The sequence below is a fragment of the Pseudomonas sp. FFPRI_1 genome (genome assembly GCF_055384485.1).
In genome coordinates this window covers 2,363,325-2,380,307 of the sequence record NZ_AP029168.1, presented here as the reverse complement: position 1 = coordinate 2,380,307, position 16,983 = coordinate 2,363,325, and the positions used below count along the sequence as shown (strand labels likewise).

General features: G+C 56.1%; 17 protein-coding genes. 5 read left to right on the top strand and 12 right to left on the bottom strand.

Features of this window, described 5'->3' with window-relative positions; translation table 11 throughout:
• Positions 1-44: 44 nt before the first annotated feature.
• A complete protein-coding gene (gene thrH / locus ACZ5BO_RS10840; protein ID WP_025128752.1) occupies positions 45-662 on the bottom strand; it encodes a bifunctional phosphoserine phosphatase/homoserine phosphotransferase ThrH in 618 nt (205 codons plus the stop codon).
• A gap of 175 nt (positions 663-837) precedes the next feature.
• Here thrH and ACZ5BO_RS10835 point away from each other — a divergent pair, with 175 nt between their 5' ends.
• From ACZ5BO_RS10835 to ACZ5BO_RS10825, 3 genes are all read left to right on the top strand, one after another.
• Complete coding sequence (locus ACZ5BO_RS10835) at positions 838-1,572, top strand: phosphoadenylyl-sulfate reductase (protein WP_025128751.1); 735 nt, start codon at positions 838-840, stop codon at positions 1,570-1,572.
• A 489-nt stretch (positions 1,573-2,061) separates the two neighbouring features.
• Entirely contained in the window at positions 2,062-3,609 is a 1,548-nt protein-coding gene (locus ACZ5BO_RS10830; RefSeq protein ID WP_464699654.1) for an NCS1 family nucleobase:cation symporter-1, read from the top strand.
• Between the two features lie 54 nt (positions 3,610-3,663).
• A complete protein-coding gene (locus ACZ5BO_RS10825) occupies positions 3,664-4,392 on the top strand; it encodes an aspartate/glutamate racemase family protein (RefSeq protein ID WP_464699652.1) in 729 nt (242 codons plus the stop codon).
• Between the two features lie 43 nt (positions 4,393-4,435).
• On the opposite strand, the gene ACZ5BO_RS10820 is transcribed toward ACZ5BO_RS10825, so the two are convergent.
• Positions 4,436-5,359 (bottom strand): LysR family transcriptional regulator, encoded by a 924-nt coding sequence (locus tag ACZ5BO_RS10820; RefSeq protein ID WP_464699650.1) that lies wholly within the window; start codon positions 5,357-5,359, stop codon positions 4,436-4,438.
• 126 nt (positions 5,360-5,485) lie between these two features.
• Here ACZ5BO_RS10820 and ACZ5BO_RS10815 point away from each other — a divergent pair, with 126 nt between their 5' ends.
• Positions 5,486-6,232, top strand: coding sequence for a 3-oxoacyl-ACP reductase family protein (locus ACZ5BO_RS10815; protein ID WP_025128747.1), 747 nt, complete (start codon positions 5,486-5,488; stop codon positions 6,230-6,232).
• Between the two features lie 111 nt (positions 6,233-6,343).
• Here the strand turns inward: ACZ5BO_RS10815 and ACZ5BO_RS10810 are convergent, their stop codons facing one another.
• The 5 genes from ACZ5BO_RS10810 to ACZ5BO_RS10790 form a co-directional block, all read right to left on the bottom strand.
• The gene (locus ACZ5BO_RS10810; RefSeq protein ID WP_025128746.1) at positions 6,344-7,039 is read right to left on the bottom strand and encodes an HAD-IA family hydrolase; all 696 of its coding nucleotides are present in this window, start codon (positions 7,037-7,039) and stop codon (positions 6,344-6,346) included.
• Positions 7,040-7,190: 151 nt separating this feature from the next.
• Positions 7,191-7,352 (bottom strand): hypothetical protein, encoded by a 162-nt coding sequence (locus ACZ5BO_RS10805; RefSeq protein WP_177330268.1) that lies wholly within the window; start codon positions 7,350-7,352, stop codon positions 7,191-7,193.
• 108 nt (positions 7,353-7,460) lie between these two features.
• Complete coding sequence (locus tag ACZ5BO_RS10800; RefSeq protein WP_073698924.1) at positions 7,461-7,826, bottom strand: glycine zipper domain-containing protein; 366 nt, start codon at positions 7,824-7,826, stop codon at positions 7,461-7,463.
• A 394-nt stretch (positions 7,827-8,220) separates the two neighbouring features.
• Entirely contained in the window at positions 8,221-8,661 is a 441-nt protein-coding gene (locus ACZ5BO_RS10795) for a hypothetical protein (protein WP_025128744.1), read from the bottom strand.
• A 462-nt stretch (positions 8,662-9,123) separates the two neighbouring features.
• Positions 9,124-9,315, bottom strand: coding sequence for a hypothetical protein (locus ACZ5BO_RS10790; protein ID WP_025128743.1), 192 nt, complete (start codon positions 9,313-9,315; stop codon positions 9,124-9,126).
• Positions 9,316-9,685: 370 nt separating this feature from the next.
• Here ACZ5BO_RS10790 and ACZ5BO_RS10785 point away from each other — a divergent pair, with 370 nt between their 5' ends.
• The gene (locus tag ACZ5BO_RS10785; protein ID WP_464699646.1) at positions 9,686-10,384 is read left to right on the top strand and encodes a hypothetical protein; all 699 of its coding nucleotides are present in this window, start codon (positions 9,686-9,688) and stop codon (positions 10,382-10,384) included.
• Here the strand turns inward: ACZ5BO_RS10785 and ACZ5BO_RS10780 are convergent.
• The 5 genes from ACZ5BO_RS10780 to ACZ5BO_RS10760 form a co-directional block, all read right to left on the bottom strand.
• A complete protein-coding gene (locus tag ACZ5BO_RS10780; protein ID WP_464699644.1) occupies positions 10,356-11,507 on the bottom strand; it encodes a glycosyltransferase in 1,152 nt (383 codons plus the stop codon). The genes ACZ5BO_RS10785 and ACZ5BO_RS10780 overlap by 29 nt on opposite strands.
• 82 nt (positions 11,508-11,589) lie before the next feature.
• Positions 11,590-12,756 carry a glycosyltransferase family 4 protein gene (locus tag ACZ5BO_RS10775; RefSeq protein ID WP_464699642.1) on the bottom strand — a complete coding sequence of 389 codons (1,167 nt, stop codon included), beginning with the start codon at positions 12,754-12,756 and terminating at the stop codon, positions 11,590-11,592.
• Complete coding sequence (locus tag ACZ5BO_RS10770) at positions 12,753-13,706, bottom strand: GDP-mannose 4,6-dehydratase (RefSeq protein ID WP_464701224.1); 954 nt, start codon at positions 13,704-13,706, stop codon at positions 12,753-12,755. Before ACZ5BO_RS10770 ends, ACZ5BO_RS10775 begins: the two co-directional genes overlap by 4 nt.
• A gap of 97 nt (positions 13,707-13,803) precedes the next feature.
• A complete protein-coding gene (gmd, locus tag ACZ5BO_RS10765; protein ID WP_464699640.1) occupies positions 13,804-14,838 on the bottom strand; it encodes a GDP-mannose 4,6-dehydratase in 1,035 nt (344 codons plus the stop codon).
• Positions 14,839-14,855: 17 nt separating this feature from the next.
• Complete coding sequence (locus ACZ5BO_RS10760; protein WP_464699638.1) at positions 14,856-16,925, bottom strand: DUF7024 domain-containing protein; 2,070 nt, start codon at positions 16,923-16,925, stop codon at positions 14,856-14,858.
• Positions 16,926-16,983 lie beyond the last annotated feature (58 nt).

Here is a 16,983-nt window from a genome sequence, read left to right as displayed (position 1 = left end):
CCAAGGGCTCCTTCGCCGGCAAGCCGGCTCCTACGAGAACGGCTTTACAGGCTCAGGGGGCGGTTGGAAGCCTTGATGAACTCCTGCTTCAGTTCGGCAAAGCTGTGCACCGCCGGGAACTGCGGGAATTCGCGGATCACGTTGTCCGGGGCATGGAACAGGATGCCGGCATCCGCCTCACCCAGCATCGTCGTGTCGTTGTACGAATCCCCCGCCGCAATCACCCGGTAGTACAGGCTCTTGAAGGCCAGCACCGACTGGCGCTTGGGGTCTTTCTGGCGCAGTTGATAGCCGCTCACCCGACCGCTGTCATCGGTGATCAGGCGGTGGCAGAGCAAGGTCGGGAAGCCCAGCTGGCGCATCAGCGGCTGGGAGAACTCGTAGAAGGTGTCGGAAAGGATCACCACCTGGAAGCGTTCGCGCAGCCAGTTGACGAACTCCACCGCGCCCTCCAGGGGCTTGAGGGTGGCGATCACTTCCTGGATGTCCGAGAGCTTCAGGCCGTGTTCGTCGAGAATCCGCAGGCGCTGCTTCATCAGCACGTCGTAGTCGGGAATATCCCGGGTGGTTGCCTTGAGGGATTCAATCCCGGTTTTTTCGGCAAAGGCGATCCAGATTTCCGGGACCAGTACACCTTCCAGATCGAGACAGGCAATTTCCACAAGACACTCCCATTGGTTCTGATTATTTAAATTGAGCGAGCAAAAGGGCTGCCGAACTCTAGCGATTCGCCCCGCAAGGCGCAACGCAGAGGAGCGCGCCAGCAGGCTGCGGATTTTGTTAAGATCGCCCCCCTATAGAGCGCGCAGCGCCACCGACCTGTAGGAAACCGCCCTGATGAGCCCATCGTTCGACGTCGCTGAACTTGCCGCGACCTATGCCAACAAGTCCGCCCAGGACATCCTCAAGCTGGCCTTCGCCCAGTTCGGTGATGACCTGTGGATTTCCTTCAGCGGTGCCGAGGATGTGGTGCTGGTGGACATGGCCTGGAAGCTGAACAAGCAGGTCAAGGTATTCAGCCTCGACACCGGTCGCCTGCACCCGGAAACCTATCGCTTCATCGATCAGGTGCGCGAGCACTACAAGATCGACATCGAGCTGATCTCGCCGGACCACAGCAAGCTTGAACCCTTCGTCAAGGAAAAGGGCCTGTTCAGCTTCTACAAGGATGGCCATGGCGAGTGCTGCGGCATTCGCAAGATCGAGCCGTTGCGCCGCAAGCTGTCCACGGTCAGCGCCTGGGCCACCGGCCAGCGCCGCGACCAGAGCCCCGGCACCCGCAGCCAGGTGGCGGTGCTGGAGATCGACAGCGCCTTTTCCACGCCGGAACGCCCGCTGTACAAGTTCAACCCGCTGGCGCAGATGAGCAGCGAAGAGATCTGGGGCTATATCCGCATGCTCGAGCTGCCCTACAACAGCCTGCACGAGCGCGGCTTCATCAGCATCGGTTGCGAGCCCTGCACCCGCCCGGTACTGCCCAACCAGCACGAGCGCGAAGGCCGCTGGTGGTGGGAGGAAGCCACCCAGAAGGAATGCGGCTTGCACGCCGGCAACATCATCAGCAAAGCCTGACCCCCCTCCCTGCGGGCGCGCCTGAAGGACGCCCGCACTGAACAGCCAACCTGCAGCAAAGCCTGTACACAAGAATGTCACCGTCGGTGCCATTTTTGTGTGCACTTAAAACCTCCCCCGCCCCAAAAGGTTACAAGCCTTTCCTCCGCCGATATCCATGGGACGCCAATCCGCGTCCGGCGAAAAATAAATACCTGTTCAAACGGTCAATTTTTAATCTTGTATTTTCAGAAGGTTAGGAATAACCCATAACAAAACGAAATCAGCAGCCAATTTCATAGTCGCGAAATTGGCACAGAAGTGGCTTTAGTCGATCTATGTTTTGTATACAAAAAAACCAAAACATACATACACTAACCGTCCGCACGCCTGACCCACGACTCAAGCTGCAGATGCCCCGAACCCAGTGATTCCTCCCCTGTGACGAAGATTGTCGAGCCCCGTCGCTCAAGCACAGTCATCCAGGGCCGGAGTCAGGAGCATGCCGGAATGCGTACCAGCCCTTCCAACAACATCGCACTGGATCTGCCCTCCTCGCTGCATTCGCACAACGTCCAACAACCGGTCGCCGATGCCCATCCGGCCCCCATTACGCTCAGCCCACGCCTGCACAACCGCGACCTGGCACCGACCAAGGTCAAAGGCCGGCGCTGGGGTGGCTACAGCATCTTTGCCTTGTGGACCAACGATGTGCACAACATCGCCAACTACTCCTTCGCCATCGGCCTCTACGCCCTGGGCCTGGGCGGCTGGCAGATCCTGCTGTCCCTGGGGATAGGCGCGGCGCTGGTGTATTTCTTCATGAACCTGTCCGGCTACATGGGGCAGAAGACCGGGGTGCCGTTCCCGGTGATCAGTCGCATCAGCTTCGGCATCCATGGCGCGCAGATTCCGGCGCTGATCCGCGCGGTGATCGCCATCGCCTGGTTCGGCATCCAGACCTACCTGGCTTCGGTGGTGTTCCGGGTGCTGCTCACGGCCATCCATCCGGGCTTTGCCGATTACGACCACAACTCGATCCTCGGCCTGTCGACCCTGGGCTGGGCCTGCTTCCTGGTGATCTGGCTGGTGCAACTGGCGATCCTCGCCTACGGCATGGAGATGATCCGGCGCTACGAAGCCTTCGCCGGGCCGATCATCCTGCTGACCGTGGCCTGCCTGGCCGCCTGGATGTACACCCAGGCCGACGGGCAGATCGCCTGGTCGATCCGCGAGCCGCTGACCGGCGGCGAAATGTGGCGGCAGATCTTCGCCGGCGGCGCCCTGTGGCTGGCAATCTACGGCACCCTGATCCTCAACTTCTGCGACTTCGCCCGTTCCTCGCCCTGCCGCAAGACCATCAAGATCGGCAACTTCTGGGGCCTGCCGGTGAACATCCTGGTGTTCGCCACCATCACCGTGCTGCTGTGCGGCGCGCAGTTCCAGATCAATGGCCGGGTCATCGAAAGCCCCACCGAGATCATCGCCTCGATCCCCAACACCCTGTTCCTGGTCCTGGGCTGCCTGGCATTCCTGATCGTTACCGTGGCGGTGAACATCATGGCCAACTTCGTCGCCCCGGCCTTCGTCCTCAGCAACCTTGCCCCCAGGTACCTGACCTTCCGCCGTGCCGGGCTGATCAGCGCCGCGCTCGCGGTATTGATCCTGCCGTGGAACCTGTACAACAGCCCGCTGGTGATCGTGTACTTCCTCTCCGGCCTCGGCGCGCTGCTGGGCCCGCTGTACGGGGTGATCATGGTGGACTACTGGATCCTGCGCAAAGCCCAGGTCAACGTGCCGCAGCTGTACAGCGAAGACCCCCAAGGCGCGTACTTCTACAGCCGCGGGGTCAACCTGCGGGCGGTGGCGGCATTTATTCCCGCCGCCCTGATCGCCATTGTCCTGGCCCTGGTGCCGGGCTTTGCCAGCGTCTCGCCCTTTTCCTGGCTGATCGGTGCCGGTATCGCCGGCCTGCTCTACCTGATCATCGCCCGGCGTCAGCCCGGGTATGCGGACGTCAGCGGCGAGTCGATCGCCGTGGACAACGTCAGCCATTGAATGTGAACGGCCCGGTCCGCCGGGCCCTGAATTGCCCCTCGACAAGGAACCCCCATGCGAATTCTCGTGGTCAACGTCAACACCACCGACAGCATCACCCAAGCCATCGCCCGCCAGGCGCAAAGCGTGGCGGCGCCAGGAACCGAGATCATCGGCCTGACCCCCTACTTCGGCGCCGAATCGGTGGAAGGCAACTTTGAAAGCTACCTGGCGGCGATTGCCGTGATGGACCGGGTACTGGCCTACGACCAGCCCTATGACGCGGTGATCCAGGCCGGCTACGGCGAACATGGCCGCGAAGGCCTGCAGGAGCTGCTGAATGTGCCGGTGGTGGACATCACCGATGCCGCCGCCAGCACCGCGATGTTCCTCGGCCACGCCTACTCGGTGGTGACCACCCTGGATCGCACCGTGCCGCTGATCGAGGACCGCCTGAAACTCTCCGGCCTGTATGAACGCTGCGCTTCGGTCCGGGCCAGCGGCCTGGCAGTACTGGAGCTGGAGGAAGACCCGCTGCGGGCGGTGGAATCCATCGTCCGCCAGGCCGAACTGGCGGTGACCGAAGACAAGGCCGAAGTCATCTGCCTGGGCTGCGGCGGCATGGCCGGGCTCGATGAGCAGATCCGCCAGCGCACCGGGGTGCCGGTGGTGGACGGCGTGACGGCGGCGGTGACCATCGCCGAATCCCTGGTGCGCCTGGGGCTGTCCACGTCCAAGGTGCGGACCTACGCGACGCCTCGGCCCAAGCGTGTGGTTGGCTGGCCGATGCGCCAGGGCCGCTGAAGCTGCTGCTCCAGTTCGCCGAGCGCAGCACCGGCCACCGCTTTCAGACGGCGCTGAACGCGCCGGCCAGGCCCTGCTCGGCGAACTGCTCGATGACGAAGTCGACGAAGGCTCGGGTCTTGCCCGGCAGCATCTTGTGCTCGGCGTAGTAGATCGAGGTGAAACCGTCATCCACGTACCAATCCGGCAGCACCCGCTGCAGGGTGCCGGAGCGCAGGTAGTTGACGGCAAACGGCATGCTCACCAGGGCCACCCCCAAGCCTTGGGCCGCGGCGATGCAGGCGGCCTCGGAGTCACTCATGGTCATGCCGGCCTTGAGCTCCAGAGGCTGCATGGCGCCTTCACGCCCAGTCAGTTGCCAGGTGCGGATGCGTCCGGTCTGTGGCGAGCGGATCAGGATTCCCTGGCAATGCCGCAGGTCCTCGGGCGCGCTGATCGCGGTGCGATCCCGGAGATAGGCGGCACTGGCCACCAGCACCCGATGGGCGGGTGACAGCCGGCGAGCCACCAATCCTTGCGGCAACTCGAAACCACCGCCGATGGCCGCATCGAATCCCTGGCCGATCAGGTCCACCTGGCGATTGTCGAAATGCCAGTCCGGGTGAATATCCGGATAGCGCTGCAGGAACGCCCCCAGCATCGGCACTATGTACAGGCAACCGAATACGGTTCCCACGCTGACCTTGAGCGTCCCGGCCGGACGCCCCTGGACATTGGCCAGGGTGCTTACCGCGTTCTGGATGGTCTGCAGGCTGTCACTGACCTCTGCCAGAAACACCTGCCCGGCCTCGGTCAGGGTCAGGCGCCGGGTGCTGCGCTGAAAAAGCCTGACGCCAACCCGGGCCTCCAGCTTGGCGACGCTTTTGCCGACCGCCGCCGGGGTCAGGCCGAGGCGACGGGCCGCTTCGGCAAAACTGCCGACTTCGGCGCTGCGAACAAAACACTCGATACTGCTGAAGGCTTCCATAGACAGCGATTCTCAACTTCTGGTTTACACAGAGTATAGGGATTACCGACTACACAGAGCCTAATCAACGGTTGATACTCGCCCTCAAGCACAAGGCAACCCGGCCTTGAATCTCTGGAGACACCCATGAGCAAGCACACCCTCAGCGGCAAAGTGGCCTTGATCCAAGGCGGTTCCCGTGGCATTGGCGCAGCCATCGTCGAGCGCCTGGCGGCCGAAGGTGCCAGCGTCGCCTTCACCTACGTCAGCTCGACGAGCAAGGCCCACGCCCTGCGCGACAGCATCATCGCCAAAGGCGGCAAGGCCCTGGCGATTCACGCCGACAGCGCGGATGCGGTGGCTATCCGCAACGCCGTAAGCAGCACCGTCCAGGCCTTTGGCCGCCTCGATATCCTGGTGAACAACGCCGGTGTACTGGCCGTCGCGCCACTGGACGAGTTCAAGCTGGAAGACTTCGACCAGACCCTGGCAATCAACGTGCGCAGTGTGTTCATCGCGACCCAGGAGGCCGCACGGCACATGGGCGAAGGTGGACGCATCATCAACATCGGCAGCACCAACGCCGATCGCATGCCCTTCGCCGGTGGCGGCCCCTACGCCATGAGCAAGGCCGCGCTGGTGGGGCTGACCAAAGGCCTGTCCCGCGACCTGGGCCCCCGTGGCATCACGATCAATAACGTCCAACCCGGGCCGGTGGACACCGACATGAACCCGGCAGACAGCGAGTTCGCCGCCAGCCTGATGGGCATGATGGCGGTGGGCCGCTACGGCAAGGTGGAAGAGATTGCCAGCTTTGTCGCCTACCTGGCCGGCCCCGAAGCGGCCTACATCACCGGTGCCAACCTGAGCATCGACGGCGGTTTCAGCGCCTGACGCCACGGCACAAAAAACGGGCCACCGGTATCAGGTTGGCCCGTTTTTCGGGGTGCTGGCGCAAAGAGTAGCGCCGACGCGTTGCGCCCTTCTATCGAGGTGATTGCTGCCTCAGGACCAGAGCAAGTGCGGCAGGCCGCAGGCAGCGGGCTGAAAGCCCTTGAGCGAACGAATAATCCCGTCGGCATGGGCAAACCTGGCGTCTGCCATCGCCGGATCCGGTACAGCGATCACGCTCATGCCGGCAGCCTTGGCCGCCGTCACGCCGAACGGCGAGTCCTCGAACACCAGGCACTCCTCGGGCGCCACGCCCAGGCGCCGGGCCGCGGTCAGGAAGATGTCCGGCGCCGGCTTGGCTGCCGTCACCTCAGGATCGTCGGCGGTGACTATGGTGTCGAACAGCGCGAACCAGTCGCCATGGCGAGTGATCTTTTCCCCGAAGGACATCTGCGAGGAACTGGTGCCCACCGCGATGGGGATCCGGTGCGCCTTCAAATGCCGCACCAGCTGCTGGGCACCCGGCATCGCTTCAGCGTGAGGAAAACGCTCGCGCATCAGCGGCTCACGCAAGGTCAGGAATTCCTCGGCGCTGATGGGCAGGTCCAGGGCCTGCACCACGTACTGCGCCAGGTCCGCGGCGCCGCGCCCAATGATGTTCTGCTTGATGGTCCAATCGTAGGTACGGCCATAGCGCTCGACGATCGAGCGGGTGATCTCGGTGTAGATACCCTCAGTGTCGAGGAGCAAGCCGTCCATGTCGAAAATAACCGCCTTGATCGGCGCCAAATCATTCAACTGTGCATTCATCCCATCTGATCCGTTAGCAAAGTTACATTCCAGGGAACGGCTCAGGTACGGCCGGTTGTGCTCGGCAACGCTTCAATTAAAGGATTCAGCAGCATAGCGGCGGGGCCGGGTCGCGAGCAACCGTGGCCAGATGAAGGCCATGCCAGGGCATTCACTCATGGGGATCGGGTTCGTTTGCGTCCTCGTCAGGAGCCTCTTGCAATGGCACCCGCGCGTCGTCCAGCAAGGAGCCGGGGTCTTCGTTCCCCGGATCGTTGATCACCGACGGCTCTGCGGGGTCTGGCACTGCTGGGCCTGGAATGGCACTAGGCATGATCCTCTCCTGGGGCAATGAAAATGCTTGCTGCCAGTATGGCAAGCCCCGACCAGCACGCATGAAAAACCCGGCACGAGGCCGGGTTTTTTCAAACAGGCGCGAAGATCAATGACGCTTCTTGTGACCCATGCTGCTCCCCAGGGCTCCACCTGCAGCGCCGCCGATACCGGCACCCACCGTGGAACCGGTGCTGCCGCCCAGGCGATTGCCGATCAGCGAGCCCCCGGCCGACCCCAGGCCACCGCCAATCGCGGCTTTGGCCCGGCTGCCTTTACGTGCGCCTGCCGCGCTGCCTGCCGCCCCGGCCACACCCGCACCAATGGCCGCACCGGTGCTGCCGCCAAGCTGCTGCCCGACCACATTGCCCAGCGCACCACCCAGGCCGCCACCGATAGCAGCGGTGCCATCACCGGCCATTGCGCCTTGAGCCAGCAGAAGTCCCACAACCAGGGCAGGTAGAGTTAAACGCATGAATTGAACCTCGAAAAAGACTGTCGAACTGACACAAAAGCCCAGCGCCACGCCCCCAAAACAGGCGGCTACAGCCACACCCGGGTGTTCTCAGGTGGCTTGGACAGCTGATTTTAAAAGAGTTTTATCGTCGCGCAAAAAAAAGCCCGCTGGGGAACGGGCTAGGGATATTGCTTTTTAACGGATGGTTTGAGCGTACTCAGGCAGATGTGAAGATTTCGTGAAAAGCATCCACGGCCGGGAGCAACAGCCGCGGATCGCACAACCTCCTATCCAGACGATATGTTCAGATCACCTTGCTGAAAATGCTCGAACCCGATCCACACAAGCAGCCCTGGGTTGACCGCTCATGCAACCGATTCGACAGCGGCCTGGACGCTCTGGCAACAGGGTCTCAGCGGATGCTGCGAATGCTGCCCTTGTTGCCTTTGACAGTGACCGAAACCTTCTTGAAGACGAAGTAGTTTTCTTCGTTCACTTCATAGCGCGGTGCCACGATCAGGTCTGCGCCCGACGCCTTGACGGCCTTGAACGCAGCAGCGGACTTGGCTGCGCTGACCGGGTCGAAGCCCAGGCCGCCCAAAGCGCCACCGCCATCACCGCCATAGGCCACGCCATCGGCAAACTGGCTGTCACCGCCAAACTTCAGGAAACCAAACAGAATGTTCACCGACGACTGACCCGAGATTGCCTCGCCCACAGCCACATCGGCCTTCAAGTCAGTTTTAACCTGACTGTCGATAGGGGCGGATGGCTGGCTGATGTTGTAGCTGGTGCAACCAGTGGCTGCAGCTACGAGAGTAGAGAGAGCGAGGAGTTTAAAAATGGCTTTCACGTTATTTCCTTATCGCGTTTCATATAAAGGCATCATCGCTGGATGCGCAGCCCCGCATAAATCGGGAGAACGAACATATCTCCAGTTATTAATGATTGAGATAAGAACAATCTTAAACAGCAGAAGAACTCTCCTGTTCCGCCCTGCTCCCTGGCAAAAATCAACTAATACGACTACTCGAAAACAGCCAAAAAAATAATACGCAAACAATAATTAAAAAAACCATGCGCCTTGGTTGAACAGTCGGCCCGTGAAATCACCGCAGACCACTTGATCAACAGCCTGGTTCTTCGACGCGCGCCATTACCTGTGCCTTCCAGGCTAGAGCGAACCGGACGAGCCGTATCGGCCTGTTCTTCTTTCGCTATCAGACTTTACTTATCAACCCTTCATAAAGAATGACATCGGCAATTTGCAGGCAATAAAAAGCCCCGCATCAAGCGGGGCTGTTCGAATTGAAACTTACTTTCTCTTGGGCAAGGCCCGGGGGAAAAACATCGTATTACTGGCCACCGGCCGAGCCGGCGCTTTTTTCCTGCTCACGCCATTGGCTTGAGGCGACTCTTGCACTTCAAATGCGGCCTGGCCACAACGCACCAAGTTGTTGATCGGGAACTCATCCCCATTGTCTTCAATAAAGGCAAGACCTCTCATAGCTCCGCTCCCTCCAACAATCGAACAGTACCGGCAAGCTCCTGATTGCCTGAATAATACTGCTCGTCACGGCGTTTCAGACTAGACAGTCATTTATCGACCTGCCGTTCAAAAGCACCAACCTCCGACGAGCGGTGAGAGGCTTCATCCCCCATTGATCCACGACAATTTCTTGCCACTCCTCAACCTCTTTCCTGCCGCGACGACACGTGCGATATGAAGATAAACGGGGGGTAACGCCGGCACGCTGCCAGAGGTGGGCGCATCCGGTTCATTAACGATAGGCGGAAAGGCTGAATCCGCAGTTCTGACATAGGCTGACACCAGCCTGGTCCATCAGCTGTTCACCAGTACAGCGGATGTTGAAACCATGTCTTGGTGGGGTTCGCCGGGTAAAACATACACTGTCCGTCTGAACACTCTGTTTGCCCGCGAGCTGGTACAGCGTGCCAGGCAAGGACTGGAGCAGATTTTCAGCCTGGAGACCCAAAATATCCTGGAGCCTGCGCTGACCGACATGGATAAAAAAGATGTGCCGATGGATTTTGCCGGGGCCAATGCCCTGTATTTCTGGGAGCTGTTCTACTACGTGCCGATGCTGGTGACGCAGTGCTTGATCCAAGAGCAACACTTCGATGAGACCACGCGCTGGTTGAGCCACATCTTCAAGCCCGGCGCCAAGCATGGTGATGAGCAGGTGTGGAAGGTGCGTCCATTGCTGGAGGACACCCGCTGGAACGAGGTTCCGCTGGACAGCACCAACCCGGATGCGGTGGCCCAGGCTAACCCGACGCATTACAAGGCGGCCACGTTCATGCGCCTGCAGTCGTTGTTGGTGGCGCGCGGGGACAGTACTTACCGTCAGTTGGAGCGCGATACGTTGGCGGAAGCCAAGATGTGGTACGTGCAGGCGCTGGCGCTGATGGGGGATGAACCGGCCTCTAAGGTAGTCCATTTTTTAGTTATACCAGCACTCGTCCCTAACCGCGCTGCTTTTCAGGTGCTGGTTCACCCGGCTCATACGAATTGGTCTTGCTTGTTCACAATGGGCGAACACTGCGTTCTTTAAGCTTCGCTCCCTTTTCTTTGGACATGAGCAATTCGGAGTAAAGTCTAAAATAATCGTCCCCCATCGACTTAGAGGTGAATACCGCCAGATAGCGTGCGCGAGCAGCTTTTCCATAACGTGCGGCCAACTCTGCGGACTCCCATAACTGCCTCATTGCAACACGTATCGCCAACGCATCGCGTGGTGGCACGACTAAACCAGAAACCTCATGCTGATTGATAAAACTGGTTCCCGTGCCGATTTCGCTGCAAATCATCGCTTTCCCAAACATCGCAGCTTCGAGCAGGCTGATCCCAAATGCCTCTGATCTCAAGTGTGAGGGAAACACAACTATATAACAGGCATGAATTAAATTAACTTTCTCTTGTTCGCTGACTTGGCCAATAAACTGCACATTGTGCAAATTACGCTCAGCTGCCATCCGCATCAGGTCACGTTCAAGTGGTCCGCCCCCTACAATTAACAAGGGCCAGCCTTGGCCCTCAATGGCTTGCAACAGGAATTCCAGGCCCTTGTAGTAACGTAGAACACCTACAAACAGGAAAAAACGGCCATGTCGCTCGCGCAACTCCGCAACTTTTTCAGCTTCGGGGGCCGGATACATCGACTCCTCCAGGCCAATTGGAATATACGTCGATTTATTACGGTATTGGGCCAGGACTGGTGAGCTTTCCAAATAATTGGGGCTCGTCGCCACGATAGCGTCCATGCTCTTCAAAAAGGCACTTTGCAAAGGGCTATAGAGACACTTGAGTAATTTTTGACGAACGATGTCCGAATGATAAGTCACCACCGTGGGGTTTTTCACACGCGTGGCGAAATGCACGACATCCATAAATGGCCATGGAAAATGATAATGAACAATATCCGCAGACTTGCTTAACACAGAGAATATCTTGAAGGATGACAACGACACTCCCGTTGATGCCAAGTTAAAATCCTCCTTGGCATGGACCAACTGGTAGTCAGGTCCCTCTTGCGTTGATGCGCCTTCAGACGTCAAAGAAAGTACAACGTTTTCACACCCCAGCCGACTAGTCGCATGAGTCAAATGTCGGATGAACATCTCTACCCCCCCATGTTGATGGGCGGCAAAGGTCTTGTAAAAATGTAATATTTTCAAAAAACACCTATATCGATTTTAGGAGCATATTTCATGTGTTTGGCGCCGCTTCCTCTTACTTTTCTGATACTCCGGTTAGGGATTATGCAGACTCCATCGCCCTGACGTAGACGTTCAAGGTTTCCTGTGCACAACGTGACCAAGAAAATCGACGTGCCTGGACCTGACCGTTACATGCCATTCGAAGTCTCAAGTCGGGAGACTCAACCAGCTCCACAATGGCGGTAGCCAACGCTTCGGATTGCTCGACTTCAACCAGGCAGCAAGCCCCATCAGCGAACTCGGCCATCGAAGTACCAATGCCACAAATGACAGGCACCCCACAGGACATTGCTTCAAGTACCGGCAAACCAAACCCTTCATAGATCGATGGATAGACAAAGACTGCAGCGCCCGCATAGATGAACGGTAGATCATCAGCGCTTACAAATTGAAGAAACCGGACTTCGCCCTTGGCCTGAAAAGCTAGAATGCGATTTATCAATGTCGTATTTTGCCAGCCCGGAGCCCCGGCAATCACCAAGGGCCAACCCCGACGCAGCGACGACGGCAAACGCTCCCAGGCATCCAACAAGGCCGAAATGCCTTTACGTGGCTCAATGGTTCCCACAAATGCTAAATAGCGACCATGAACAAGACCGTGCCGAGCCAGAACCGACTCAGTCTCACCTTCCGATCGCGGTATGAACCGAGCATCCGCGCCAAGATAAATCGCTGCAACGCGGTCGGGTGACACACTAAATTGCTCAATCAACTGCGCACGAACGATTTCTGAATCTGTAATCACAAAATTGGCGCGGTCCAGCGTACGAGGTAGTTGACGGCTCAACCAAGCGACACGTTCCGCAGGATGAAATTGCGGATGACTGATGAACGAGAGGTCATGCACAGTGGTAACGCAAGGACCATCATAGTCTTTAATAATAAAATTCGGCTCGTGATAGACAAAGTCTCGACGCGTGCACTCGCCCTGTCGAAATCGCGCTCCCGACCAAGCCGCTTTGAGACGATAAGCCAACGGCAATGCGCGCACAGAACTGCGTAGTTTGCTTTTCCACCCACCACCTGGGCTTACACAAGGTAACTGCCTGCTCAAGACATCTACCGCCGATGAAAATCGAACACCGTCAAAGCAGTCCACAGCATCTATAGCCGACAGCCCTTGAAACTCCTTCAGTAGATTGAGCGTGTAGTTCCCAATCCCCGTCAAAGGAGGCTGCAACGACTCAGTCCCCATCAGCACGTTCATTGTTCAGTCACCACACGCATGCGCCAATCCGCCAGCAACGAGGCCAGTGTCTCCTTGAACGGGATAGTAGGCTGCCAGCCAAGCACCTCTCGGATACCTTCAGCGTTGCCAACAGCAAATGGAATATCCGATGGGCGCAAGCGCTGTGGGTCGAGTTCGACTGAAATGACGGCGGTACTCTGGCTGATCATCTCATCAAGAACTTCCTGAATCTTGCGTGCCTGCCCCGATGCGATATTGAGCACGTGGGGGTGATCACGACCGTCGCTCAACTCAAGCAACCGCAGGTAAGCGGAACACACATCCCACACATCAAGAAAGTCGCGGCATGCTTGAAGATTACCAACCTGCATGACAGGTGCTTGCTTCCCGCTCTCGATCAAAGCGATCTGCCGAGCAAAGGAGGCCGTTACAAAGTCAGGAGACTGGCCACTGCCAATGTGATTGAAGGGGCGCGCTATAACACCTCGAATGCCTTGCTTGAAGTACTGTTTAAATGCCAACTCCGCAGCCAATTTGCTGGCGGCGTAGGGGTTCATCGGCAAGCATGGGCTGGTTTCGTCCAACGCCGTCCCTGCCTTGAATGCCTCGCCATACACTTCCGAAGAGCTGGCGAATACAACGAATGCATCCGGAACCTTTTGCTTGATGGCCTCCAGTAAATTCAGGCTGCCAATGACATTGGTATTCCAAGTCAGCAGGGGATCACGAAAACTGGTCGGCACATGAGAAATGGCGGCCAAGTGAATAATATGGGTTGGTTTTAACCGTTCCAATGTTGCAGCGCAGGCAATTGGGTCTCGAATATCCAATACAACCTGCTCGACACCCGCACGGGGTGACGGATTGAGCGTGCTGCAAGCACAACTCACCCGATAACCAGCCAACAGCTGGTCGAGCAGTACTTGACCGACAAAACCATTAGCTCCGGTTAACAAAACATGTTTCACCGCTATTCCCCCTTGGCCGGAACAACATAAATAGGACGGAACAGGCTCAAACACGAGCCCGCCCGCCTGGAACGCAAGTGAACACGCCCTACTGACCTCAGAAGGAAAAGCCTTGCTCATTACGGCGCAGGTCTTCCTGGACCATCATCCGGCATAGTTGCTCCAGATTGGTTTTTGGCTCCCAGCCCAGCACAGCCTTGGCTTTTTCAGGATTACCGATCAGCAGCTCAACTTCGGCCGGGCGATAGAACTTCGGATTGACCCGCACCACCGTCTTACCACTTTCGGCGTCTATTGCGTGCTCCTGATCGCCTTCGCCTTTCCAGTCGAGATTGATATCGATTGCTTTGAACGCCAGAGAAACAAAGTCACGCACTGACTCAGTACGGTTGGTTGCCAGTACAAAAGTATCCGGCTCATCGACCTGAAGCATTCGCCACATACCCTCCACGTATTCCTTGGCAAACCCCCAATCGCGCTTGGCATCCATGTTGCCCAGTTCCAGGACGTCCAGTTTGCCTTGGCTGATCTTGGCGACAGAATCGGTAATCTTGCGCGTTACGAACTCACGACCACGCAGTGGCGACTCGTGGTTGAACAAGATACCGCTAGTACCGAAGATGCCGTAGGACTCACGGTAGTTGATGGTCATCCAATGTGCGTACAGCTTGGCGACACCATACGGGCTGCGTGGGTAGAACGGTGTTGTCTCAACCTGCGGGATTGCCTGGACCTTGCCGAACATTTCTGAGGTGGAGGCTTGGTAAAAACGCACCTTCGGGTTAACGATGCGGATGGCTTCCAGCAAATTGACAGCGCCCACTCCCGTGATTTCGGCGGTGGTCACCGGCTGGTCGAAAGACACACCCACAAAGCTTTGGGCCGCGAGGTTGTAGACCTCAGTCGCTTCAGTGGTCTGCAGCAGACGAATGCTGGAGGATAGGTCCGTAAGATCGTATTCAACCAGATGCAAGTTAGGGTGCTGAGTGACACCCAACTCATCCATGCGCCAAAAATTGACCGAACTGGTACGACGATAGGTGCCATAGACCACATAGCCTTTTTCCAGCAACAGCTGAGCAAGGTAGGCACCGTCTTGGCCGGTAATACCGGTAATAATTGCTTTTTTCATGAGTCGCTCCTTTAACACTAATCTTCCTCAACCCGTAGTTTAACAAGCCCGATTCCAAGCTTACGCCCATCAGTACTAGCCCCCATTTCCTTTGGGCTTACGGGATCTGGAACATCAAAATAGATTGAGCGGGAATAGTCACTATTCCGCAGATATACCACTTTTTCTTCAATTTCCCCACCCAAGGAGAACTCTGCCTTTTCAACGCCCAAACTAAGAGTTATAGCCTTTCCAACATTAGGCCCAAAGGCCCGACCAACAATCGTAATTTTAAGATTCTGGGGTAAGGGCTCCAGAAATTTTAAGCCAATTTTTTTGGCATCTGACCACCGTCCCCACGGCTCAGCCCAAGAAAAACCACCAGCAGACTCTAATATTCCAGGCCAAGAGTCACGAGCAAAATCGACCTCCATTTCCCGCCCGACCCTAACGAGTTGAAAACCGTTCATTTCAACACGAAACTCATGCGCGTTTTTTTCTGGCAATAAACTCTCACCTACCGCCAGAATCCATTGTGTTGACTCAGGCACAGTAGAAAAATCGTATTGCTTCCCCTCTGGTAACACCTCGAAACTAGCACCTGCATTATCCATATGAAATAAAGTGCGATACAACCCCGCAACATCCCTACCAACCACTAGCGTATGCGGCAATTCCTGAACAGGCAAATACTGTTTAGAAAAAATACCAGCACTATCAAAAACCGTCGGTTTTACTGCCGCATAAACGTTCTTATTTAAATAAAAAGAAGAAAACCCCATTGAAAGCGGCACATAACAGTATAAAAACAGTATTACAGACCTTTTGGAGCCTGCCACCCACAAAACTATCAGAGTGAAAGAAATCAAACTAAATACAAAAAAAGCTTTTGCATTAGCTACAACCCCCATAAGACTCGGGCTATCAACAAATCCTGGACTATAGCCAGCCAGCCCATTAAACAAAACATACAACGCCGCGATAGAAATAGCAGCACCAAACACTACACGCATCCAGCCAAATTCTTCCTGCTCAACTTTCTTAATTTGCGAGGCGGCAACTATCAGAAACATAGGAAACAAAAAGTCATAGTAGCGCATATGCAACCTACCGATAGTCTCATATATGCCACTACTAGATACAGATGCGGTGAATAGCGCCACAACAGAAATCAGCACCAACAAACTGATTATCAAAAAAAACGAAATTTTTTGCTTGGGGCTCACATCCCCTTTAGAAAGGAGCGATTTACCTACCGTCGCAAGTGCAATAGCGAGAGAAAGACCAAACAATACACTCAATGAGAAAATATGCCCAGCTACACTATAGATACTCAAGCGAGCAAGCTCTATATATTTTTGCAGCCCACCAGACGCCTTATTAATCTCAGAGGAGTAAAAAGACCCAAAAACAGATAAACCACTCGGCCCAGCTAAAAGGTAGCCAAACGCGACTCTAACTATAAAAGCCGCCAATACAAAAACGACAATTCGGGAAACTATACAGCGCAAAGAAACATCACAGGCTTTACACCCTAAATACAACATATAGACAATAACCGCCGGAACGAGAAAAAATGCATGTGGCTTGACTAAGCCGCACACACCTAATATCGCACCACATGCCACCCACGAAGCTAAGCTAGAGCGAAGATCCAGCCTCAAAGCAAACCAACAAAACACCCAAAAGCAAAAAAAATAAAGCGACTCGGGCATATAGTAAGCCGTATAAGAATTCAAAGGCCCTAAAATAGACACTGCTGCAATAAAAAACGAAACTGTTCTTGTAACGACCAGTCTTGATGTCAGATAAATAAATGGAAAAGAGCAGATAAAAAAAGCAGTATTAAGAACCCTTGAACACTGTAAAAAACCGTCCCCACAGTAACTAACAGCCCCATATATGAAAAAATAAAGGTAATTCGGTAAAAACTCCTGAGAAAGCGGCAACAACCTCGAGTATTTACTATAATTATACTCATCCGACATAACCAGAGGATAGAGTCCAAGATTCTTAAACAGAACATATAAAAATGAAAAAAATACAAACACCAAAGCCAGTACTAGGCCATTGGTGTATTTCACCTTAAATCTAGGAATATCAATCATACGTCCACCCCATTACGCTCGTACCCCAGCAAATCACGAACACTGCCCACGCCCTATT